General features: G+C 60.0%; 19 protein-coding genes. 4 read left to right on the forward strand and 15 right to left on the reverse strand.

What is annotated here, in order from left to right; translation table 11 throughout:
* The first annotated feature begins 68 nt into the window (after positions 1–68).
* Entirely contained in the window at positions 69–3,122 is a 3,054-nt protein-coding gene (locus WBK19_RS07440; protein WP_511288387.1) for a bacteriohemerythrin, read from the forward strand.
* Positions 3,123–3,279: 157 nt separating this feature from the next.
* On the opposite strand, the gene clpX is transcribed toward WBK19_RS07440, so the two are convergent.
* Genes clpX through minC form a run of 4 tightly spaced genes read right to left on the reverse strand, consistent with a single transcriptional unit; the run spans position 3,280 to position 6,227 of the window.
* Positions 3,280–4,293, reverse strand: a complete 1,014-nt coding sequence (gene clpX, locus WBK19_RS07445; RefSeq protein ID WP_511288389.1) for an ATP-dependent Clp protease ATP-binding subunit ClpX — start codon at positions 4,291–4,293, stop codon at positions 3,280–3,282.
* Positions 4,294–4,333: 40 nt separating this feature from the next.
* Positions 4,334–4,591 (reverse strand): cell division topological specificity factor MinE, encoded by a 258-nt coding sequence (gene minE / locus WBK19_RS07450; protein ID WP_511288391.1) that lies wholly within the window; start codon positions 4,589–4,591, stop codon positions 4,334–4,336.
* 1 nt (position 4,592) lies between these two features.
* Positions 4,593–5,408, reverse strand: a complete 816-nt coding sequence (gene minD, locus WBK19_RS07455; RefSeq protein ID WP_511288393.1) for a septum site-determining protein MinD — start codon at positions 5,406–5,408, stop codon at positions 4,593–4,595.
* Between the two features lie 51 nt (positions 5,409–5,459).
* Complete coding sequence (minC, locus tag WBK19_RS07460) at positions 5,460–6,227, reverse strand: septum site-determining protein MinC (RefSeq protein WP_511288395.1); 768 nt, start codon at positions 6,225–6,227, stop codon at positions 5,460–5,462.
* Between the two features lie 173 nt (positions 6,228–6,400).
* Between minC and gpmI the strand changes: the two genes are divergently transcribed.
* Positions 6,401–8,041 carry a 2,3-bisphosphoglycerate-independent phosphoglycerate mutase gene (gene gpmI, locus WBK19_RS07465; RefSeq protein ID WP_511288535.1) on the forward strand — a complete coding sequence of 547 codons (1,641 nt, stop codon included), beginning with the start codon at positions 6,401–6,403 and terminating at the stop codon, positions 8,039–8,041.
* Between the two features lie 107 nt (positions 8,042–8,148).
* Here gpmI and WBK19_RS07470 read toward each other — a convergent pair whose 3' ends face one another.
* From WBK19_RS07470 to WBK19_RS07500, 7 genes are all read right to left on the reverse strand, one after another.
* Complete coding sequence (locus WBK19_RS07470) at positions 8,149–8,355, reverse strand: hypothetical protein (RefSeq protein ID WP_511288397.1); 207 nt, start codon at positions 8,353–8,355, stop codon at positions 8,149–8,151.
* A gap of 71 nt (positions 8,356–8,426) precedes the next feature.
* A complete protein-coding gene (locus WBK19_RS07475; RefSeq protein WP_511288399.1) occupies positions 8,427–8,675 on the reverse strand; it encodes a transcriptional regulator in 249 nt (82 codons plus the stop codon).
* A gap of 376 nt (positions 8,676–9,051) precedes the next feature.
* On the reverse strand, positions 9,052–9,567 hold the full coding sequence (locus WBK19_RS07480; RefSeq protein ID WP_511288401.1) for a phasin family protein: 516 nt from the start codon (positions 9,565–9,567) through the stop codon (positions 9,052–9,054).
* A gap of 129 nt (positions 9,568–9,696) precedes the next feature.
* Positions 9,697–9,963 (reverse strand): DUF2164 domain-containing protein, encoded by a 267-nt coding sequence (locus tag WBK19_RS07485; RefSeq protein ID WP_511288403.1) that lies wholly within the window; start codon positions 9,961–9,963, stop codon positions 9,697–9,699.
* The gene (locus WBK19_RS07490; RefSeq protein WP_511288405.1) at positions 9,960–10,490 is read right to left on the reverse strand and encodes a low molecular weight protein-tyrosine-phosphatase; all 531 of its coding nucleotides are present in this window, start codon (positions 10,488–10,490) and stop codon (positions 9,960–9,962) included. The genes WBK19_RS07485 and WBK19_RS07490 overlap by 4 nt, the downstream gene beginning before the upstream one ends.
* Before the next feature lie 15 nt (positions 10,491–10,505).
* Positions 10,506–10,865 (reverse strand): hypothetical protein, encoded by a 360-nt coding sequence (locus tag WBK19_RS07495; RefSeq protein WP_511288407.1) that lies wholly within the window; start codon positions 10,863–10,865, stop codon positions 10,506–10,508.
* A 31-nt stretch (positions 10,866–10,896) separates the two neighbouring features.
* Positions 10,897–11,319: a hypothetical protein gene (locus WBK19_RS07500; protein WP_511288409.1), complete on the reverse strand. Its 423-nt coding sequence runs from the start codon at positions 11,317–11,319 to the stop codon at positions 10,897–10,899.
* Positions 11,320–11,550: 231 nt separating this feature from the next.
* On the opposite strand from WBK19_RS07500, the gene WBK19_RS07505 reads away from it, so the two are divergent.
* Entirely contained in the window at positions 11,551–12,309 is a 759-nt protein-coding gene (locus WBK19_RS07505; RefSeq protein ID WP_511288411.1) for a TerC family protein, read from the forward strand.
* On the opposite strand, the gene WBK19_RS07510 is transcribed toward WBK19_RS07505, so the two are convergent.
* The 4 genes from WBK19_RS07510 to WBK19_RS07525 all read right to left on the reverse strand — a co-directional run bounded on the left by WBK19_RS07510 (position 12,282) and on the right by WBK19_RS07525 (position 17,873).
* Positions 12,282–15,290, reverse strand: a complete 3,009-nt coding sequence (locus WBK19_RS07510; RefSeq protein WP_511288413.1) for a response regulator — start codon at positions 15,288–15,290, stop codon at positions 12,282–12,284. The genes WBK19_RS07505 and WBK19_RS07510 overlap by 28 nt on opposite strands.
* 11 nt (positions 15,291–15,301) lie before the next feature.
* Positions 15,302–16,126, reverse strand: coding sequence for a phosphate/phosphite/phosphonate ABC transporter substrate-binding protein (locus WBK19_RS07515; protein ID WP_511288415.1), 825 nt, complete (start codon positions 16,124–16,126; stop codon positions 15,302–15,304).
* A 154-nt stretch (positions 16,127–16,280) separates the two neighbouring features.
* A complete protein-coding gene (locus WBK19_RS07520; RefSeq protein WP_511288417.1) occupies positions 16,281–16,838 on the reverse strand; it encodes a DUF1439 domain-containing protein in 558 nt (185 codons plus the stop codon).
* A gap of 9 nt (positions 16,839–16,847) precedes the next feature.
* Positions 16,848–17,873: an AraC family transcriptional regulator gene (locus tag WBK19_RS07525; protein ID WP_511288419.1), complete on the reverse strand. Its 1,026-nt coding sequence runs from the start codon at positions 17,871–17,873 to the stop codon at positions 16,848–16,850.
* Between the two features lie 195 nt (positions 17,874–18,068).
* Between WBK19_RS07525 and icmF the strand changes: the two genes are divergently transcribed.
* On the forward strand, positions 18,069–21,332 hold the full coding sequence (gene icmF, locus WBK19_RS07530; protein ID WP_511288421.1) for a fused isobutyryl-CoA mutase/GTPase IcmF: 3,264 nt from the start codon (positions 18,069–18,071) through the stop codon (positions 21,330–21,332).
* Positions 21,333–21,410: the final 78 nt, after the last annotated feature.

The raw sequence follows: 21,410 nt of genomic DNA on the forward strand, positions 1-21,410 counted from the left end.
AATCATCATTCGGCCTCCCCCGTAATTCAGTGACTGCTTTGCCTTTCACTCCGTCGGTGTCATCGCAGATGAATTCAATTGATATTTTCCCTTGGGATGACAACTTCAATACGGGGCTGTCCACCGTCGATGAGCAGCATCGCAAGCTGGTCCAGTTGCTCAACGCGCTTGCCGGCCATGTCGCATTCAAATCCGATGATCTGGTCCTCGATCACCTGTTCGACGAGTTGGCGGCGTACGCGGTCTACCATTTCGAGTCGGAAGAGTCGATCTGGCGCACCTATCTGGTCGATGACCCTGGCGAAATAGCGCACCGCAAGACGCATGCCTCGTTTGTCGAGGAAGTCGTGCGCATGCGCGAGGGATTGGCCTCGCGGCCCATGATGGACGTGGCCGAAGAGACGCTTGGCTTTCTCGCCCGCTGGCTGGCCTCGCACATTCTGGAGACTGACCGCTACATGGCCTATACCGTTCAGGCCATCCAGGATGGATTATCCGTCGATGCCGCCAAAGTGCGGGCCAAGGAGCAGATGGGCGGGACGACGCGAACGCTGATCGACATCATCCTGGCTATCTACGGCACCTTGTCCAACAACACCTTGCGATTGATGCGCGAACTGGCCGAACACCGGCTGGCGGAGACTTCACTGAACGAGGCCAAGGCAGCACTGGAGGAGTCGAAGCACCTGCTGGAGGCGGTCGTGGAAAATGTGCCGGTGCGCATTTTCTGGAAAAATTGTGCCCTCGACTACCTGGGCTGCAACCCGGCTTTTGCCAGGGATGCAGGCAAGGTTTTACCGCAGGAGTTGATTGGTCGGAGCGACTACGAGATGGGCTGGGCGCCCGAAGCCGATCTGTATCGCGCCGATGATCGCAAGGTCATCGAATCCGGCATCCCCAAGCTGAACTACGAGGAGCCGCAGACAACCCCGGACGGCAAAGCCATCTGGTTACGCTCGTCGAAAGTACCCCTGAAGGGCAGCAACAACGAGATCATCGGCGTCCTCGGCATCTATGACGACATCACCGAGCGCAAATCCGGTGTCGATGCCCTCAGGGAAAGCGAAGAGCGGCTCCGCCTGGCCTTGCTCGCGGCAAATCAGGCATGGTTTGACCTCGACATCAGTACGGGGGCGGTCGTCGTCAGCCCGAACTACGCACGAATGCTTGGCGAGGAAGCGGGCAAGTTCAAATCGAGCCTTGCCAACTGGCTCGATCACATTCATCCCGACGACATTGCGATGCTCAAGCAGCAATTCGACCGCTGCCTCAAGTACCCGGGGGCGCAGACCATGGAGTACCGTCGTCGGACCAGAGCGGGCAACTGGATCTGGATGCAGTCGGTCGGCGAGGTTGTGGAGCGGGATGGCGAGAATCGGCCGGTTCGCATGATCGGAATTCATACAGACATCTCCGAACGCAAGAAATCCCTGCACGAGCAAAACCGGCTCAATCGGGCCTTGCGCCTGCTCAGTGAGTGCAATCTGGCGCTCGTCCGAAACGACAGCGAAGCGCAGCTTTTGAACGACGTCTGTGGTTTGATCGTGGACACCGGCGGCTACATGAGCGCCTGGGTCGGCTATGCCGAACACGATGCGGGAAAAACCGTTCGTCCGGTGGCTCAGTCAGGCTGCGAGGATGGCTATCTGGAGAAAGCGATCATTTCCTGGGATGGCATCAGCCAATATTCCGAGGGGCCGACTGCCCAGGCGATCCATTCGGGCAAGACGCAGATCAGCCAGGATCTGCAGGCCAGCAATCAACTCGAGCCCTGGCGCAAGGCCGCCATCCGGCAAGGCTATCAGGCCGCCATCGCGCTGCCGCTCAGGCAGGGTGAAGGCGTTCTCGGAGGCCTGTGCGTCTATGCCGCCGAAGCCCATGCCTTCGGCCCCGACGAGGTGAGCTTGCTGGAGGAGCTGGCGTCCAACCTGAGTTTTGGCATCGCTGCTCTGCGCACCAGGGCCCAGCGGGAAAAGGCGGAAGCGGCCAACAAGGCCAAAAGTTCGTTCATCGCCAACATGTCGCACGAAATTCGTACGCCGCTCAACGCCATCAGCGGCATGGTCCACCTGTTGCGCCGTTCCGGCGTCACGGCGGAGCAGGACGGACGCCTGGAAAAAATCGATACGGCCGGACAACACCTGCTGGAGATCATCAATGCCGTGCTCGATCTCTCGAAAATTGATGCCGACAAGCTTGAACTGGAAGACAGCGCCATCGACATCAATGCCATTCTCGACAATGCCGCGGTCATGGTTCACGACAAGGCCCGGGCCAAGAATGTCGCATTGATCGTTCACCATGCCCCGAATCTGCCGCTGAGGGGAGACCGGACGCGGCTGCAACAAGCTGTCCTGAACTACCTTTCCAATGCCGTGAAATTTACCGATGCCGGCAAGATCGAGCTCGGCTGCCGGATCGTCGAATCGACGACGAATGACGTGCTGGTCCGTTTCGAAGTCAGGGACAGTGGCATCGGTATTCCAGTCGAAGCTTTGCCCAGGTTGTTTTCCGCCTTTGAGCAGGCGGACAACTCGACGACGCGCAAGTACGGCGGAACCGGCCTGGGTCTGGCCATCACCAAAAAATTCGCTCAGTTGATGCAGGGTGATGCCGGTGCCGAGAGCGTTCCCGGGCAGGGCAGCACGTTCTGGTTCACGGCTCGGCTCAAACTGTCGGGGGCGGCCGCGCTGCCCGCGGAAAATGCCGCGCCGGGGGCGACCGAAGCAACACTGCGACGCAATTTTACGGGCCGCCGCGTTCTGCTCGTTGAAGACGAGCCGATCAATCAGGAAATTGCCCGGATGTTGCTGGAGGACGTCAGCCTCGTCGTCGATGTCGCCAATGACGGTCTGGAGGCCGTCGCTGCCGCTGCTGCACAGCCCTACGATCTGCTTCTCATGGACATGCAGATGCCGCAGATGGACGGCCTGGAAGCGACGCAGAGAGTCCGCCAGCTGGCCGGCTACGGCCAGACGCCGATCATCGCGATGACCGCCAATGCCTTCGTCGATGACCGCCAGCGCTGCATGGCCGCTGGCATGAGCGACTTCATCGCCAAGCCGGTTGACCCGGATGTGCTATTCACGACCCTGCTCAAGTGGCTGGAAAAGTCCGGCTGATCAGCCGGCAAACCCGTTCAACTGGACGTCATTCCGGCGAAAACGGGAATCCAGAAATCTGGCATCTGGTGGGTTCCCGCTTTCGCGGGAACGACGAATTGATGTGTTGTTTTCTAATATGAACGGCATTGGCTGATCAGCTGATGCCGTTCATTTTTCAGCCTTTTTCCGGGTTGACCGTGGAAATTTCGGCGCGCTCGAACAGCGAGCGGATGACGACGCGGCGGATGCCGGGATTGTCCGGTACGGCGTACATCACGTCGGTCATCATTTCCTCGAAAATGCCACGCAGGCTGCGCGCTCCGGCCTTGTACTCGATGGCCAGTTCGGCCATCTGGCGGAAGACGTCGGGGGCAACCTGGAGGTCCACGCCGTCGGCCGCCAGCATGGCGCGGAACTGGCGGTAGATGGCGTTCTTCGGCTCGGTCAGGATGCGCACCAGCATGTCCTGGGAAAGATCATGCAGGCGGGTGACGATGGGCAGGCGACCGGCGAATTCGGGGATCAGCCCGAACTCGAGCAGGTCGGTCGGCTTGACGCGGGCGTTGAGGCGTTCGAGGATTTTCTGGTCGTCGCCCTCGGTCGTCGAAATGAAGCCGAAGGTGTGCGTCCGGGTCAGGATGTGGTCGAGCCCGACGAAGGCGCCGCCGCAGATGAACAGCACGTTGGTCGTGTCAATGTGGCGCCCGTCCTTGAGCCGCACCGGCGCGCCTTCCATGATCTTGAGCAGGGCGTGCTGGACGCTTTCGCCCGAGGTGGCGCGGGCCTGGCCGCCGATCGCCTTGAGCTTGTCGACCTCATCGACGAAAACGATGCCGCGCTGGGCGCGTTCGATGTCGCCATTCGCCCGGTCGATCAGGCGGAGCAGGATGGCTTCGATCTCGTCGCCGACAAACTGCGTCTGGGCCAGCGAAGTGGCGTCGGCGGTGACGAACGGCACATCGAGAATGCGGGCCAGCGTTTCGCAAAGAAGAGTCTTGCCGGTGCCGGTCGGGCCGATGAGCAGGATGTTGCTTTTGGTCAGCTCAATGCTGTCCTCTGCGGCATTGGCCGCCATGCGCCGGTAGTGGGCGTAAATGGCGACGGCCATTGTGCGCTTGGCGTCTTCCTGACCGATGACGTGTTCTGAAAGCTGGCGGACGATTTCGCTGGGTTTGAGCTGGGTGGACATCGGGGCATCCTCGTTGCGGAATGCCCCGATGCTAGTCTTCTCAGCCCTTTTCGGGAAGGACGATATTGACTTCCAGGACTTCGTAGTTGCCCTGTTTCTCAAGCGAAACGCGGATGTCCTCGGTGTTCACCTTGACGTACTTGGAGATCACGGCGATCAGCTCGCGTTGCAGGTCGGGCAGGAAATTGGCGCTGCTGCCGCCGCCATCGCGTTCATGGGCGATGATCAGCTGCAGGCGTTCCTTGGCCAGGTGAGCGGTTTTCGGCTTGTTGCCGAAGATGAGTGAAAACAGCGACATCTCACTTGCCTCCGAACAGGCGCTTCAAGAGGCCCGGCTTGACGTAATCGACGAAACGCAGCGGCTTATCCTCGCCGAGGAAGCGGGTGATCACGTCGTTGTAGGCCTCGGCCGCGTCGGTATCCTTCTGGTGGATGACCGGCGAGCCCTGGTTGGAGGCTTGCAGGACTTCTTCGGATTCCGGAATGACGCCGATGATCGGCACCCGCAGGATTTCCTGGATGTCCTTGTACGACAGCATTTCGCCGGCCTCGACGCGGGTCGGGTTGTAGCGCGTGATGAGCAGGTGTTCCTTGATCGGGTCGCGGCCTTCGATGGCACGCCGCGACTTGGCCTGCAGGATGCCGAGGATGCGGTCGGAGTCGCGCACGGACGAGACTTCCGGATTGGTCACGACGAGCGCCTCGTCAGCGAAGGTCAGGGCCATGATGGCACCCGACTCTATACCGGCCGGCGAGTCGCAGACGATGTACTCGAAGCCCTGGTGTTCGAGTTCCTTGATGACTTTCTCGACGCCTTCCTCGGTCAGCGCATCCTTGTCGCGCGTTTGCGAGGCGGGCAGCACGTAGAGATTGTCGGCGTGCTTGTCCTTGATCAGCGCCTGGGTCAGCGTTGCTTCGCCGTTGATTACGTTGATCAGGTCATAAACGACGCGGCGTTCGCAGCCCATGATCAGGTCGAGATTGCGCAGGCCGACGTCGAAGTCGATAACGGCCGTCTTGAAGCCGCGCTGGGCGAGGCCGGTGGCAAAGCTGGCGCTGGTGGTGGTCTTGCCGACCCCGCCCTTGCCGGAAGTTACGACGATGATTCTGGTCACGTGAGTTCTCGCTGGGTAAGTTATGAAAAGGAGTCGCGTCGAAACGCGCGATTAACGGAGCGCCAGGGCCGCGACGGTCAGGCGGCTTTCGCCACTTTCCTCGATCAGGCAGACGGTAGCCGGCTCGCGGGCGAGTTCGGCGGGAACGCCGGCCTCGAAAGTACGGTAGATGCCGGCCACGGAAACCAGTTCGGCTTCCAGGCAGGTGGTGAAGATACGGGCTGTCTTGTCGCCACTGGCGCCGGCCAGGGCTCGGCCGCGCAGCGGGGCGTAGATGTGGATGTTGCCGTCGGCGATGACTTCGGCGCCGGCGCTGATCATCGCCGTGACGATCAGGTCGCTGCCCTTGGCGTAGAAATGCTGGCCGGAACGCAAGGGCTTGTCGAGCGTGATCGTGCGCGGGCCGGGTTCGGGTGCAGGCGCCGGTGCAACTGTTGGAGCGGGGGCGGGCGGTGGCGCAACCGGCGTTTCCGCCGCCTTTGGACGGGCTGTGCTGCGGCCCAGGGCATCGGCACTGACCGCCGGCAGGCCGGCGGCATGCGCCAAGCTGGCCAAGTCTTCCGGCAGGCCGCGCGTGGCGACGGCATGCAGGCCAGAACCGCGCAGGAGTTCGCAAATGCCTGCCCAGTCGGGGCTGTCCGGCAGATTTTCGGCGAGGCTGAAATCGAGTACCACCAGCTCGTTTTCGAAAAAGTCCGGGCTGTTGCCGGTCAGTTCGGCCAGCGCGGCGTGCAGCGTGGCAGGATCGGTCGTGCGGAGTTGCGTCTGGATGATCTTGAGCGAAGTGCCCTTGAACTGAATCGGTGCGTCTTTGGCCATGCCTGCTGCTGCGTTGCGGAAAGGGGCGCGATTATCCCATAGCCGACCAGTGTGAAAAATGAAACTTGTGTAACGGTGCGGCTGGCCCGGCGCCGGTTGCAAGAGGGGCCGGATGGCGCTGGGGCGAGTCGCAGCAAGCGGGTAAAATGACGACTTTTGCCGAAAGCCAGCCCATGCTGAACAAGCTCTCCGCCTTCCCCGGTGTTCAAGGCCCGGTCGTCATCATCGTCATGGATGGCTACGGCCTGCCCAAGACCGACGTCGGCAGCGCCATCGCCGCCGCCCGCAAGCCGACCCTCGACCGCCTCTTTGCCCATTACCCGAACATACGCCTGCGCGCCCATGGCACCGCTGTCGGCATGCCGTCCGACGACGACATGGGCAATTCCGAAGTCGGCCACAACGCCATCGGCGCCGGCCAGGTCTATAGCCAGGGGGCATCGCTGGTGTCGAATGCGATTGCTTCCGGCGCCATCTGGCAGGGCGAGGCGTGGCAACAGATCATTGCTGGCGCCAAGGCCGGTCGCGGCGTGCTGCATTTGCTGGGCCTGTTCTCCGACGGCAACGTGCACAGCCACATCGACCACCTCAAGGCCATGGTCGTCCAGGCCAAGGCCGAAGGCATCAAGACCGTGCGGGTGCACGCCCTGCTCGATGGCCGTGACGTGCCGGAAACCAGCGCGCTTGATTACGTCGTGCCGTTTGAAGGCTTTCTCGCCGAGATCAGCGCCGATGGCTTCGATGCCCGCATCGCCTCGGGCGGCGGCCGCCAGTACATCACCATGGACCGCTACGATGCCAACTGGGCGATGGTCGAGAAGGGCTGGAAGACGCACGTGCTCGGCCTGGGCACGCAGTTCCCGAACGCCACGGCTGCGGTCAACGGCCTGCGCGAGCAGAATCCGGGCACTATCGACCAGGATCTGCCGGAGTTCGTCATCGCCGATAACGGCAAGGCCATCGGCACCATCGAAGACGGCGATTCGGTCGTCTTCTTCAACTTCCGTGGCGACCGCGCCATCGAAATCACCCGCGCCTTTGAGGAAGCGGCTTTCGACAAGTTCGACCGCGTCCGCGCCCCGAAAGTGACCTACGCCGGCATGCTGCAATACGATGGCGACCTCAAACTGCCGGCCCGCTTCCTCGTCGCCCCGCCGGCGATCAAGGACACCACGGGCGAATGGTTCGCCAAATCCAGCATCGCCCAGTTCGCCTGTTCGGAAACGCAGAAATTCGGCCACGTTACCTATTTCTGGAACGGCAACCGTTCCGGCAAGTTCGAGGGCGAAACCTGGCAAGAAGTGCCGAGCGACGTCGTGCCCTTCGAGCAGCGCCCGTGGATGAAGGCGGCCGAAATCGCCGATGCGATGATCGCCGCCATTCAGTCAGGCAAGTACCGGACGCTGCGCTGCAATTTCGCCAACGGCGACATGGTTGGCCATACCGGCAATTTCTACGCCGCAACGCTGGCCGTCGAAGCCGTTGATCTGTCGTTGGCTCGCGTGTTGCAGGCTGTCGATGCGGCGGGTGGCGTGGCGCTGATCACGGCCGACCACGGCAACGCCGACGAAATGTTCGAACTCGACAAGAAGACCAAGCAGCCGGCACTGAACAAGGATGGTTCGTTCAAGGCCAAGACGGCGCACACGCTCAATCCGGTGCCGCTGATCCTTTACGACAACGTGAGCGGCGGCAAACTGGGCCTGAAACAGACCGAAACGGCCGGCCTGTCGAATATCGCCGCCACCGTCGCCAATCTGCTCGGGCTGGAAAAGCACGCAGCCTGGGACGATAGCGTGCTCGATATCAAGTAAGCGGTTCGAGCCAAAGAAAATGGGCGTCCTGCCTTGCGGCAGACGCCCATTTCATTTTTTGCGATTTTTTCCGGTTGACCGTGGCAGACCGGTTGGCAGTCAGAAAACTAGCTTTCCGACTTGCCTTGCGCTTTATCGAGTTCCGCCAGCAGTCGCAAGGCCCGTTCCCGGTTTTTCTCCTTGGCGGCAGCGCGTTCGTCCACATTGGCGGCTTCGTCCAGCGACGCCTTGACCAGCGCTTCGTGCGGTGTCAGACCACCCAGGGCGGCGTTGAGCATGCGCTCGACTTTTTCGTCGAGATCTTTGTCCGGCATCGGAATCTCCATTCGAATCTGCTGCGGATTTGGCCGTTCATCCTGCGCGGGAAAAAGCCAAACCCCTGTCGTTACTTGACGCCCGGTTTCCGGCCTGGCGCTGGGCGTGGAATATACCCTGAAATCCGGCATTGAAAACCCTCAATCGCCTTGCCTTTGACGTAGCTGGTCACGCTGCAGCGCGAAATGTCGCCGCGGGCCGATAGCTCGGTCAGTGAGGCGCGAACGTCGGCCAGTGACATGTTGATCGCTGCGGCAATATCGAAATCGAGCAACTGGCCATGCTTCTTGAGGTGTTCGAGAACTTTTGTGGCGTGCATCAGGGTTCCTTTCCGTGGCCTGGACGGGTTTCGCTTCCGCAACAGAACGCGGAAAGGATCGCCGGCTTAGGCAGTAAAACAAACTCCGCATTTTTGTTGCGCCTGCACACGGTGGGCGGTTCAAGGCAAACAAAAAAAGAAGCCCGCGCTGGGCGGGCTTAAATCCATTTCTTGGAGGAGATGGAGGAGACAAGTTCATTATGCCCAGATATATTGTGCACCGCAACATGTTTTGTGTATCGAATTGTGTCAACGGTCGTTCCGTATCTGGCCAATCCCTGTATTCGTTGTCGGGGTGGCAGTTCTGGCGATTGAACGTAAACGAAAAAGCCCCGCGAAACTCGCGGGGCCGTTTTTTTCGGGAGGCCCGAAAGAATTACTTGGACTTCTTGGTGACGGCAGCGATGTTGGCTTGGGCTGCGTCAGAAAATTGCTTGGCCATGGTGTTCATGTTGCCGAAAGCCGAGTTGGCAGCAGCAATGGCGCTCTGGATCGCGGCAACAGCACCTTCGGAACCAGCCGGAGCCGACTTGGTAGCCTTTTCAACCATGCCAGCGATGGACTTCTGGAAGTCGCCGAACTGGGCTTCGACCATCTTGGCCAGATCCTGTTGGGTCTGGGCAGTGATTTCATAGACCGAACGCGAGTAGGCAACAGCCTTCTCGACAGCCGGCTGGGCCAGGGCGGTCTGAGCGGCGAGGGCTTCCTTCGGATCCTTGGCACCCATGACCGACTTGACGCCGGAAACGGTATCTTCCAGAGCGGCGCGGGCGGTGTTCAGGTTCAGGGCAGCGATACGCTCGGCAGATGCGAGGGCGGTGTTGGCGACGGACAACAGGGAGTCAACGGTTGCTTTGTTGGCGGCGGCGAATTGCTCAGGATTGATAGACATGTGTTGTCTCCAGAAAGGGTTATCGGTGTGTTCGGCAACGAGTATAACGCACAATCCGCAAAAATTGTGCACTGCAACAATTTTTAGATGGTGGCTGATGCGAGCGCTGCGTCGCCGGGGTTGCCCGGCTCATTTCCTCTTTCGTGCTGAACCTTGCCAATACTGGAACTCTGGTTCATGGACTTCGATATCGAGGTCCATGATTTGGGCCTGCAAGCGCGTTTGCACATCGGCCACGGCCTTGTTGTAGACGATGGGCGCGATCTCCTTCAGGAAAAATCCGAGCAGGGCGCCAGCACCGAGGTTGCCGATTTCCTCATCCATGTTTTCCTCAAAGTAGCGCTGGATCGAGGTGATGGCCGCCGTACTGGCCTCCCTGGAAATTTCGATGCTCATCGTTGCGGTATCCATTTTTGTGACTCAAACGCCTTGCTCGCGGCAGGCTCCAATTGTCGAGTGAGTTCGTCGACCAAGCCGCTGACGGCATCCTCAATCATGTCGAGAACCAGCTCGAAGCGTCCGCCGAGGGTGAGGTAGGGATCGGGAACCTCGTCTTCGGTAAAGCGCCTGGCGTAGTCCATCACCAACCTGATCCGCATCAGCTGCTCTTCGGTCGCCATGCGCCGCAGGTTGTACAGATTGGTCCGGTCCATGGCCAGGATCAGGTCAAAATAGTCCAGGTCCTGCCAGCCGATACGCCGGGCGCGGATCTGCGACAGGTCATAGCCCTTCGCCCGCGCTACCCGCTGGCTGTTGCTGTCGCAAGCCTCGCCGACGCGATAGCCGTGGGTGCCGGCAGAACAGACCTCGATCCGCTCAGCCAGCCCCTTTTGCTCAATCAACTGGCGCAGCACCGCCTCGGCCGTCGGCGAGCGACATACATTGCTCATGCAGACACAGAGTATGCGGAATGGGGTTTTCATCGGGCCACGGTAGTGCTACTTCAGGTTTCTTTCGCGCACGATGGGGGGCACGAATTTCACCGAAAACCGCCAGCCTTCCGGGGTGGCTTTGAGGATCAGGGATTTGGACTTGGCTCCGGCGTCGAAGGCCGGTTCATCGCCGAGCAGTTCGATGGCACCAATGCCTTTGATGACGCAGGCGCCAGGAAGGGTGACGAAAGCCGATTCGGCGGCAACCAGAACGAATTGCCCTTCGCGCGATTCAGAACATGACAGCCCTTTCGGCACGGCGGACGGATTCTCTTTCCAGGCCTGGCGCAGCGTTTCCAGAGCGGAGCCGAGTTCGTCGGTGATTTTTGCGGCGAGGGTGACTTCACGTGACTTGGCGTGGTTCATTTGATTCTCCGGGGTTTCTGGGCGGCGCCGATCAAAGCCACGACAACCAGCGGCCAAGTCCCAGCATCAGGAGTATTGGCAGGTAGGGAAAGGCGACGGTCGGGCGACCGGCGCTGACCAGATAACCGCCGAGCAGGGCCCGGCCACCAGGGCGGCTGGCTTGCCAGCCGGTATGAAGTTGCATGGCGGATGGCGTCAGGTTCGGCTGAGCGAGGAGTGCCTCGACACCGAGCAGGCGATCGGCCAGCCGCGATTGATAAGTCTTGAATATGCCTTCCTGAATCCAGCAGAGCAGAACCGTGAAGGCCACCCAGCTCAGCGGCAATCCGCTCGCCAGTCCGGCAAGGCACAAGGCCAGACAGGCCAGCTTGATGAACAGGGCGTTTTGTTCGTGCTGTTCGTGATTGTCCTGCAGGGTTTGCCATTCCTTACCCAGTAAGGTGGAGCTCTCCATCCTTGTTCTCCTTTGTCGCTGGCGCCACTGAGTCTATAAGAATAGCCGCTACCGCGCCGAATGCATAAAAATGCATAAGGAATATTTTTCGGGCTGGGTGGAGAGAAGCATTATCCGAGGAACTGATTTTATATTTCGGTTTTTTCGAAGGGTTGGTGATGGTCAGCGGGGTGGCTTGAATGCGCCGGGCTTCCTACAATGGGCGCCTGATCTTTTGCCTGGCTATTTCCCATGCTCGAATTCCTGCTCTCCCCCGAAATCTGGATTGCCTTCTTCACGCTGACGGCTCTGGAATTGGTGCTTGGCATCGACAACATCATTTTCATTTCGATTCTGGTCGACAAGCTGCCCAAGGAACAGCAGGAACTGGCGCGCCGGATCGGCTTGTTCCTCGCCATGTTCATGCGCATCGGCCTGCTCTTGTTGCTGTCGTGGATCGTTGGCCTGACCGAGCCGGTGCTGACCCTGTTCGGCTTCGGCATCTCCGGGCGTGACATGATCCTGATTGCCGGTGGCCTGTTCCTGATCTGGAAAAGTACAGGCGAGGTGCACCAGTTGCTCGAAGGCGAGGAGGGCGAGGCTTCAAGCAAGGTGGTGTCGAGTTTCGCCGGCGTCATTGCCCAGATCATTGTCATCGACCTGGTGTTTTCGCTCGACTCGATCATTACGGCCGTCGGCATGGTCAGCGAGGTCGGCGTAATGATCGCTGCTGTTGTTACCTCGGTTGGCTTGATGATGCTGTTCGCCCGCTCGATTGGCGAATTCGTCTCGAACCACCCGACGATCAAGATGCTCGCCCTCTCGTTCCTGGTCGTCGTTGGTGTCGTGCTGATTGCTGACGGTTTCGGCCACCACGTGCCGAAGGGTTACATCTACTTCGCCATGGCCTTCTCGGTCGGTGTCGAGATGCTCAATATCCGCATGCGCAAGAAGACTGTCAAGCCGGTCGATCTGCGCGAGCCCTACGTTCGCGAGCAGGAAAGTGCCTGATCAGGCTCTCCGGCCTTGAGGGCCTCAAGCGCTGGTGCAAAGTCGAAATTCTCAATCAGCCCGGCAATGTGCCGGGCTCGGGAACTACCTAGCGCCTGATCAAATTCCGCACGGTGTGTCGCGAAGTAGCGTTGTGAGGCCATGTCGTCAGCGTTGAGCAACTCACGCAGTTTTTCGGTTAGTGGCACGCTGTTCTTCTCGTCACGGGGTGCCGCCTGCAGCAGGATGTCGCTCGTTTCGCCCGGCAGGGTCGCGAGTTGGGCTATGAATTGGGAAAGTTCCTGTTTTAACTCGACCAGGCGCTCGCGAGCGAGACTGGATGCGTTGCCCTGATGCCGCTTGAGTGGTAGCTCGATGCCCTCTGCGATTTCCTGTATTTTTCGCGCGCCGATATTGGCGGCACCACCTTTCAGTGAATGGGCAAGGTTTCGTGCATCGTCCAGGCGGTTGTCGTCCAATGCGCCGAGCAACTTGTCGGCGTCGTCACAATGGCTACGGGCGAATAGCTGCAGCAGGCGACAGTACAGCGGCAGTTTTCCAGAAACCATTTTCAGGCCGCCATCCACATCCAGACTCTCGATGCCATTAAGTCTGGTCAAAATATTTTCATCAGAGGTGCCAGGCACCGGATGAATTATTGTTGGCAGAGGTGCTTCGATGCGAATCCAGCGTAGCAGTGCGGCGTACATCTTGTCGGGGGCGACCGGTTTGGCAAGGTGATCGTTCATGCCGGCCCCCAGGCAGATATCCCTATCTTCGTTAAAGGCATTGGCCGTCATCGCGATAATGGGGACCGCGGTGTGCCTTGGCATACGGCGAATGGTCTGGGTTGCTTCGATGCCATCGACACGCGGCATCTGGATGTCCATCAGGATTAGGTCGTAGTCGTTAGTGCTGGCAAGATCGATGGCTTGTTGGCCATCCTCGGCAACGTCTACGTTCAATCCAACCTCCTTGAGGAGTTCGGTAGCGACCTCCTGATTGACCAGATTGTCTTCGGCCAGCAGCACGCGGCGACCGTTCAGAGGGGTTAGGTTGAGGCTTTCCTGATACTGCCGCGGTGTCTCCACGTAGCAGGCCGGACCCAGCAAGGCGTGCGTCATCGCCTCGTGCAGGTCGGATGGCATCACCGGTTTGTTCAGCTGGTAAACGATGCCGGCTTCATTCAGTCGTGCCAGCGGCCAGTCTCGGCCATAGGCCGTAACCAGCACAATGCGAGGTGTGCCGCTGCCAAGATGAAGGATACGACGTGCGGTTTCGATGCCGTCCATGCCGGGCATGGCCCAGTCGGTCAGGATTAAGTCGAAGGACTTTCCATTGGCCAGGGCGCTTTCGACACACTGCAGCGCAGCCTCGCCCGATTCGGCAGTTGTGACCTGCGCCCGGTAGGTCTGCAGCATGTGGCTGATCGCATCGCGGGCGTTGATGTCATCATCAATGACCAAAATTCTGAGCCCTTCGGGCAGGCTCCCTCGAACTCGCTCAGTTGTTGGATTGATGGCGGGCAGCAACGGGATTTCGCACCAGAAGGTACTGCCCTTTCCGGGACTGCTGCGGACGCCGATCTGCCCACCCATCAATTTGGTCAGGCGCTTGCAAATCGCCAAGCCAAGTCCGGTGCCGCCATATTTGCGCGTGGTCGACGAATCGGCCTGCTCGAAGGCCTGAAAAATACGGATTTGCTGATCCTGTGTCAGCCCGATGCCTGTGTCGGTGACTTCAAAGCGGACCCGCAAACTGCCTGCATCCTGTGTTACAAGGCGTGCACTCAAAATGACACTGCCGCGTTCGGTGAATTTGATCGCGTTGCTGGCGAAATTTGCAAGAATCTGGCTAATGCGCATGGCGTCGCCATTCACGAACTCGGGAATGGCCGGGTCAATGCGGTCGACCACTTCCAGATTCTTGCTTTCGGCCTGGATGCCAATCAGGTTATTCAGTTGGCGAAATATCTGACTGAATTCAAATTCGCTTGGGTCCAGCGTCAGCTTGTCGGCCTCGATTTTCGAGAAGTCGAGAATGTCGTTGAGTATCCCGAGCAGGTGTTGAGCAGCCTGGTTTATCTTGTTCAACTGGCTGTTGGCGTGGGCGCTCTCGACATCCCGGTGCAGCAGGTGGGTCAACCCGATGATCGCGTTCATCGGGGTGCGAAGTTCGTGGCTCATGTTGGCCAGGAATACACTCTTGGCACGGCTGGCTGACTCGGCAATATCCTTCGCCAGTTCGAGCTCCAGGGTTCGCTGGTGGACGATTTCCTCAAGATGTTCGCGGTGCTGCTGCAAGGCGTCGGCAGATTTTTTCCGCTCGGCGATTTCTTCGAGTAGCTCGGCCTGATTGGTTTGGAGTTCGCTGCGCATCGTTGCAAAGCTGCTGACCAGCGCACCGATTTCATCGTTGCCAATCGATGGCAGCTGGGTGTCGAAGCGGCCACGGGCCAAGGCGCTGGAGGCCGCGACAAGGCGGCTGGTCGGACGGATAACCGTGAATTCGAGAACGGTCGCGATGATCAGGGTCAGGGCAAGGACGATGGCGAGCAGCAGGTAGAGCAATTCGTGATGGTGGGCGAGGTTGTCGGCAATGAAAGGCTGCATGTCGACGGTGACCTGCAACTGTGCCAGATCCTTGTCGAGAAAACGAATCGGGCGTTTCAGCTTGTGCAAGGCAGGTTGCTGCTGCGCATCGGTTTCTGTTTGCTGGAGGGGGTAGGTCTGCTGCCCCTCGGCGTTGATTAGTCGCACCTTCCGCCATTCGGCATTGCGCTTTTCAAGGGCGGCGAGGTTTTCGTAAACGTTGGCCAACTGGTTGCCGAGAAGTAGCGGGACAAGCCCTTCCGCCACGCTGTCGATGTGTCTTTCGATTAATTCGAGATTGTTTTTTTCTGCTTTGCTGATCGAATCCGGAATCCAGACAAACTGCAGGAGTCCACCAATCAGCGCGCTGGACAGGAGCAAAGGCAAAAGCAGTTTCAGGCGAAGTTTCATGGCCGGATCGGCTAGTCAGTCAAGTAAGTTTCCAGTCCCAGTTTTTTCAAGGGCATGTAATCCTGCATCGAGGTGGCTACTGGCTCGGGCATCGGTATGTGCTGGAGGAGTTTCTTGCCTTCCTCTGTGGCCGCAAGTTCGAGCACGGCTCGCTGTAGCGCCTGGCGCACCTTGGCCGGCACCAGGGGGTGGGCGACGATCGGGTGCGACGGCATGTCGCGGGTCGTGTAAAGCACGCGCAGCATGTCCTGCACGGGTTTATCCTGAACCTGCAACGTTTTCTCGACCCCCCCGCCGGCCGGAATTTGGCCGGTGGCGACTTGCAGATACACGGAGCTATGTGATTTGACGTCAACCGGAGTGAGTCTCGCCTTGAAAACCTGTGCGAGTTCGGCTCGCAGCAGCAGGCAGGCACCCAGAGCGTCGAGCGCCGGGACGGCGAGCTTTGTGCCGTCGAGCTCGGCCGGTGTCCTGAACGGGCTGTCCTTGCGAACGACCAGAATGCCCCGCAAAGGCAGTTGATCGCGGACGAGCGGGATGTAGCCCTGGCGCTGGTCCTTTTTTATCATGAGGTAGGGGTTGATATAGGCGAAGTCGAAACTGCCTTTGGCGAGCTCGCTTTCGAAGTCAGGTACGGTCAAGGTAGCAACCAGTTTGAGCTTGTGGCCGGTGCGCCGGCTAAGTTCGTCGACGACGGGTTGCCATATGGCGAACAATTTGCGCTGTTCGTATTGGGGAGCGACGGCGAAGGTGTAACTCTCATCAGCGTTCGCCGGGCTGCCAAACAGGAGCGCGAGGAGGACCAGCAAGGACTTCAGGGCACGCAAGGAATTCATTGGAAACTCCCGGTTTTTTAATTATTTTTGTTGATTATCTGCCTCATTTGTCTCCGGGTAAAACGATTTTGATGATTTGACAGGGCGTGTTTATTGAACCGGTTTTTTTGATTTCCTCAGCGAACTGGCGGCCGTTGACCTGCGTTTGTCTTGATCAGACCGGCGACAGGATGGCGACAACGCGGCCCGGCTCGATGCGGATCGAGCGGAGCAGCCAGCGGGCCGCCTTCTCCTCGGCGGTGCCGTCTTCGCGCAGGACGTATACCGGCTTGGAGCGGAAATAGTTGCTCATCAGCTGGGTAACGGCCTGACGGGCCATCGGCTCCGATTCGCGGCCGATGGCTTGCGACTGGACGGTATGAGCCACCGGGTTTTCCAGGAAGAAGGCCTTGGCGTTGTCGTCGTAGCGGATGCCAGAGGTGCCTTCGAAAGCGACCGGCACGGGCGGGCTGCCGAGCAGTGAGACATTGATGCGGGCGGACAGTGTGGTCTTGCCCTCCGGCGTGCCGAGCAGGATTCTGGGTGGCTCGATCAGGGACACGATAATCAGACCGTTGCCGTAGCTTTTCTGCATCGTGCCGCTTTTTTCAACTTGCGTCTGGATGTCGGCTTCGGAAAAGTAGATTTCGCGTTCGAGAAAACCGACGCTCCAGGCCAGCGTGCTGGCGATCATGGCCAACGCGGCCAGTGCTGATTTCAATTTGATGGTCATGCTGGTCCTTCAGTTCGTTCCGGGCGGTTTGTCGGCCCATTTGCGCCGGTAGTGTACCGGGGCCATGCCGGTCCATTCGACAAAGGCGCGGTAAAAAGCCGAGCTGTCGGCGTAGCCGAGATCGGCGGCGACCTTGGTGATCGGATCGTCGGTCTTGGTCAGCCGGGCCAGTGCCATGTCGCGGCGCAGGGCATCCTTGATGGCGCGAAAGCTCGAGCCTTCTTCTTCGAGTCGGCGGTGGATGGTCCGTGGTGACAGATAAAGGCGGTCAGCGATGTCGTCCAGGCTCAGCGTTTCGGGCAGCGCGGCACGCAGCAGGTCGCGGACGCGGATGACCATTTCGCGGTCGCGCCGGTAGAGCGTGGTGATCTTGCCGGGAGCACCCTCGAGAAAAGTGTTCAGTGCGGCTTCGTCGCGGCGGATGGGCAGGTCGAGCAGGTTGGCGTTGAAGCTGGCGACGAGCGTCCCGGTGCCGCCGGGAACGGTCGGCGCGAAACGCGAATCCTCGGTGAAGATCAGCGCGTAGTCGGCGAAGTGGGGCGGCTTGCGGTAGGGAAAGATGACGCTGTCCAGCCCGATGCCGCGCCCGGCCAGCCAGCATGACAGGCCGTGCAGCAGGCGGAGCAGCCACTCGAAGGCGAAGACGCGGCCGGAGTCGTCGGTGTGGTCGGCCAGCTTGCGCGTTTCGGAAATGACCAGTTCGGCATGGCCGTGAGTGCGGCGCACGCTGACCGCCAGATCGGGGAGCACGACGTGCAGGAAGCGGCAGGCCCGGGCCAGCGCCTCGGCCAGTGTCGGGGCGCTGATGCAGGCGCGGCAGAGGAATTCGAAGCTGCCGACGCGCATCGGCTGGGCGAACAGGCCGAATCCTTCGTCGTCGAGCTGGTGGTTGAGCCGGTTGTAGAGCGCGGCGTAGCTTTCGACTGGAATCCGGCTGGCGGTGTCTGCAATGTCAATGTTGGTGGCCGCCAGGAGTGGGGCGGGGTCGATGTTCCGCCGTGTCAGGCCGGCCAGCATTCCGGTAACAAAGCCCATGGCAACAGAGGTTTGCGTTCTGTTGGCGGGTGAGGTTTGGGCAGATGATTTCAATTTTGGCGATTTTTTCCGGTTGACCGTGGTACTGTATCACCTTGGCGGAATTTGCACGATTGTCGTCATTCGCGACAATGGCAGCAGCTTGAAAGGGGCATACCATGGGCTCCTTTCCATCTTTTCGATGAGGCTGGCGTCATGACCGATCTTTCCGTTGCCAAGAAGCTTTCCCCGTACAAGCCCAAGCACAAGGTGCGCTTCGTGACTGCTGCTTCGCTGTTTGACGGCCACGATGCCTCGATCAACATCATGCGCCGCATCCTGCAATCGACCGGCTCCGAGGTCATCCACCTTGGCCACAACCGTTCGGTGCAGGAAATCGTCAATGCCGCGCTGCAGGAAGACGTGCAGGGCATCTGCATCACCTCGTATCAGGGTGGGCACGTCGAATTCTTCAAGTACATGATCGACCTGCTGAAAGCCAACGGCGGCGCCAGTATCAAGGTGTTTGGCGGCGGCGGCGGGGTGATCGTGCCGTCCGAAATCAGGGAGCTGCACGACTATGGCGTGACCCGCATCTACGCGCCGGAAGATGGTGTGCACATGGGGCTGCAGGGCATGATCAACGAGGTCGTCCAGCACGCTGACTTCGATGTCGCCGACGAGGGGGTACCGAGTGTCGAGCAGGCGCTGGCCGGTTTGCAGGCCGGCGACAAGCGGCTGCTGGCGCGCATCATCACGCTGCTCGAAAACGGCGAAGCGCCGGCTCTCAAGGAGCCGCTGCTCAAGGCGGCAGCTGCGCTGGAAACACCGGTTCTCGGCATTACCGGCACCGGCGGCGCCGGTAAATCGTCGTTGACCGATGAAATCGTCCGTCGTTTCCGTCTCGATCAGGGCGATACCGTCAAGATCGGCATGATCTCGATCGACCCGTCGCGCAAGCGGACCGGCGGTGCGCTGCTCGGCGACCGCATCCGGATGAATGCCATCGAGCATCCGAATATTTTCATGCGTTCGCTGGCTACCCGCGATACCGGCTCCGAAATTTCCGTCGCCTTGCCCGAGGTCATCGCCGCCTGCAAGCTGGCCGGTTTCGATCTGGTCATCGTCGAAACCTCCGGCATCGGTCAGGGCAATGCCGCCATCGTGCCCTTCGTCGATCTGTCGCTGTACGTCATGACGCCGGAGTTCGGCGCCGCTTCGCAACTCGAGAAGATCGACATGCTCGATTTCGCCGATTTCGTGGCGATCAACAAGTTCGACCGCAAGGGCGCCGAGGATGCGCTGCGCGATGTCCGCAAGCAGTATCAGCGTAATCGTGAAGCCTTCACCACACCGACCGACGACATGCCGGTGTTCGGCACCCAGGCCGCCCGTTTCAACGACGACGGCGTGACCGCGCTGTATCAGGCGCTGGTCCCGGCTCTCACCGAAAAGGGGCTGAAATTGCAGCCCGGCAAGCTGCCGCTGGTCACCGTCAAACAGTCCTCGACCCAGCGCGCCATCGTGCCGGCGCAGCGCGTCCGCTATCTGGCCGAGATCGCCGACACCGTGCGCGGTTACCACGCGCATACCGAAGAGCAGGTGAAAATTGCCCGCGAACGCCAGTCGCTGCGCATCTCGAAGGGCATTTTTGCCGCCTGCGACAAGGCGACCGCAGACTTTGACGAAATGGCCGCCTTCAAGGATAGCCAGCAGGATCCCAAGGCCAAGAAGCTGCTCGACATGTGGCCGGCCACCGTCGAAGCCTATGCCGGCGACGAATACGTCGTGAAAATCCGCGACAAGGAAATCCGCACCAAACTGGTTTCCGAGTCGCTGTCTGGTACCAAGATCAAGAAGGTCATCCTGCCGAAATTCGGCGACGACGGCGAAACCCTGCGCTTCCTGATGCGCGAGAACGTACCCGGCTCCTTCCCCTATACCGCCGGCGTCTTTGCCTTCAAGCGCGAGGGTGAAGATCCGACCCGGATGTTTGCCGGCGAAGGTGACGCCTTCCGGACCAACCGCCGTTTCAAGCGCGTCTCGGAAGGCATGCCGGCGCACCGCCTGTCGACCGCCTTCGACTCGGTGACGCTATACGGCTGCGATCCCGACGAGCGCCCCGACATCTACGGCAAGATCGGCAATTCCGGCGTCTCGATCGCCACCCTCGACGACCTCAAGGTGCTCTACGACGGTTTCGACCTGCTCGCCCCGAGCACCTCGGTCTCAATGACCATCAACGGCCCGGCACCGATCATCCTGGCCTGCTTCTTCAATACCGCCATCGATCAACAGATGGTCAAGTTCCAAAAGGACAACGGTCGTCAGCCGACCGAAGACGAAGCCGAGAAGATTCGCGAATGGACGTTGTCCACCGTGCGCGGCACCGTGCAGGCCGACATCCTCAAGGAAGATCAGGGTCAAAATACCTGCATCTTCAGCACCGAATTCGCGCTGAAGATGATGGGCGACATCCAGGAATTCTTCGTCCACAACCAGGTGCAGAACTTCTACTCGGTATCGATCTCCGGCTATCACATCGCCGAAGCCGGCGCCAACCCGATCAGCCAGCTCGCCTTCACGCTGTCCAACGGCTTCACCTACGTTGAAAGCTATCTGGCCCGCGGCATGAAGATCGATGACTTCGCGCCCAACCTGTCCTTCTTCTTCAGCAACGGCATGGACCCGGAATACTCGGTGATCGGCCGCGTCGCCCGCCGCATCTGGGCGGTCGCCATGAAGAACAAGTACGGCGCCAACGAGCGCAGCCAGAAGCTGAAATACCATATCCAGACTTCCGGCCGCTCGTTGCATGCGCAGGAAATGGACTTCAACGACATCCGCACGACGCTGCAGGCGCTGATCGCCATCTACGACAACTGCAACAGCCTGCACACCAACGCCTACGACGAAGCGATCACCACGCCGACCGAAGAAAGCGTGCGTCGCGCCATGGCCATCCAGCTCATCATCAACCGCGAGTGGGGCGTCGCCAAGAACGAGAACCCGAACCAGGGCGCCTTCGTCATCGACGAACTGACCGACCTAGTCGAGGAAGCCGTGCTCAAAGAATTCGAAGCCATCGCCTCGCGCGGCGGCGTGCTCGGTGCCATGGAAACCGGCTACCAGCGCGGCAAGATCCAGGAAGAGTCGATGTATTACGAGCACAAGAAGCACGACGGCTCCTATCCGATCATTGGCGTCAATACCTTCCTCAACCCGAAGGGCATGGCCCAGCAGGAAATCGAGCTGGCCCGCTCAAGCGAGGAAGAAAAGCAGTCGCAGATCAAGCGCCTGCGCGACTTCCAGGCGCGCCATGCCGGTCAATCGTCAGCCATGCTGGCCAAGCTCAAGCAAACGGTTATCGAGGATGGCAACGTCTTCGCCGTACTGGTCGATGCGGTCAAATGCTGTTCGCTCGGCCAGATCAGCACGGCGCTCTACGAAGTCGGCGGCCAGTACCGGCGCAGCATGTAAGGAAAGCCCCGAAAGGGGAGCAGCAACCCGGACCCGAAAGGGCGGAGGAGAAAAAAGGACGGCGGGGCCAAGACCCCG

Source organism: Azonexus sp. (assembly GCF_049652925.1).
Classification (GTDB): domain Bacteria; phylum Pseudomonadota; class Gammaproteobacteria; order Burkholderiales; family Rhodocyclaceae; genus Azonexus.

Coding starts and splice junctions, on each gene's coding strand:
- WBK19_RS07440 (WP_511288387.1), top strand. CDS start 69: ATGAATTCAATTGATATTTTCCCTTGGGATGACAACTTCAATACGGGG.
- clpX (WP_511288389.1), bottom strand. CDS start 4,293: ATGTCCACCCAGCTCAAACCCAGCGAAATCGTCCGCCAGCTTTCAGAA.
- minE (WP_511288391.1), bottom strand. CDS start 4,591: ATGTCGCTGTTTTCACTCATCTTCGGCAACAAGCCGAAAACCGCTCAC.
- minC (WP_511288395.1), bottom strand. CDS start 6,227: ATGGCCAAAGACGCACCGATTCAGTTCAAGGGCACTTCGCTCAAGATC.
- gpmI (WP_511288535.1), top strand. CDS start 6,401: ATGCTGAACAAGCTCTCCGCCTTCCCCGGTGTTCAAGGCCCGGTCGTC.
- WBK19_RS07470 (WP_511288397.1), bottom strand. CDS start 8,355: ATGCCGGACAAAGATCTCGACGAAAAAGTCGAGCGCATGCTCAACGCC.
- WBK19_RS07475 (WP_511288399.1), bottom strand. CDS start 8,675: ATGCACGCCACAAAAGTTCTCGAACACCTCAAGAAGCATGGCCAGTTG.
- WBK19_RS07480 (WP_511288401.1), bottom strand. CDS start 9,567: ATGTCTATCAATCCTGAGCAATTCGCCGCCGCCAACAAAGCAACCGTT.
- WBK19_RS07485 (WP_511288403.1), bottom strand. CDS start 9,963: ATGAGCATCGAAATTTCCAGGGAGGCCAGTACGGCGGCCATCACCTCG.
- WBK19_RS07490 (WP_511288405.1), bottom strand. CDS start 10,490: ATGAAAACCCCATTCCGCATACTCTGTGTCTGCATGAGCAATGTATGT.
- WBK19_RS07495 (WP_511288407.1), bottom strand. CDS start 10,865: ATGAACCACGCCAAGTCACGTGAAGTCACCCTCGCCGCAAAAATCACC.
- WBK19_RS07500 (WP_511288409.1), bottom strand. CDS start 11,319: ATGGAGAGCTCCACCTTACTGGGTAAGGAATGGCAAACCCTGCAGGAC.
- WBK19_RS07505 (WP_511288411.1), top strand. CDS start 11,551: ATGCTCGAATTCCTGCTCTCCCCCGAAATCTGGATTGCCTTCTTCACG.
- WBK19_RS07510 (WP_511288413.1), bottom strand. CDS start 15,290: ATGAAACTTCGCCTGAAACTGCTTTTGCCTTTGCTCCTGTCCAGCGCG.
- WBK19_RS07515 (WP_511288415.1), bottom strand. CDS start 16,126: ATGAATTCCTTGCGTGCCCTGAAGTCCTTGCTGGTCCTCCTCGCGCTC.
- WBK19_RS07520 (WP_511288417.1), bottom strand. CDS start 16,838: ATGACCATCAAATTGAAATCAGCACTGGCCGCGTTGGCCATGATCGCC.
- WBK19_RS07525 (WP_511288419.1), bottom strand. CDS start 17,873: ATGGGCTTTGTTACCGGAATGCTGGCCGGCCTGACACGGCGGAACATC.
- icmF (WP_511288421.1), top strand. CDS start 18,069: ATGACCGATCTTTCCGTTGCCAAGAAGCTTTCCCCGTACAAGCCCAAG.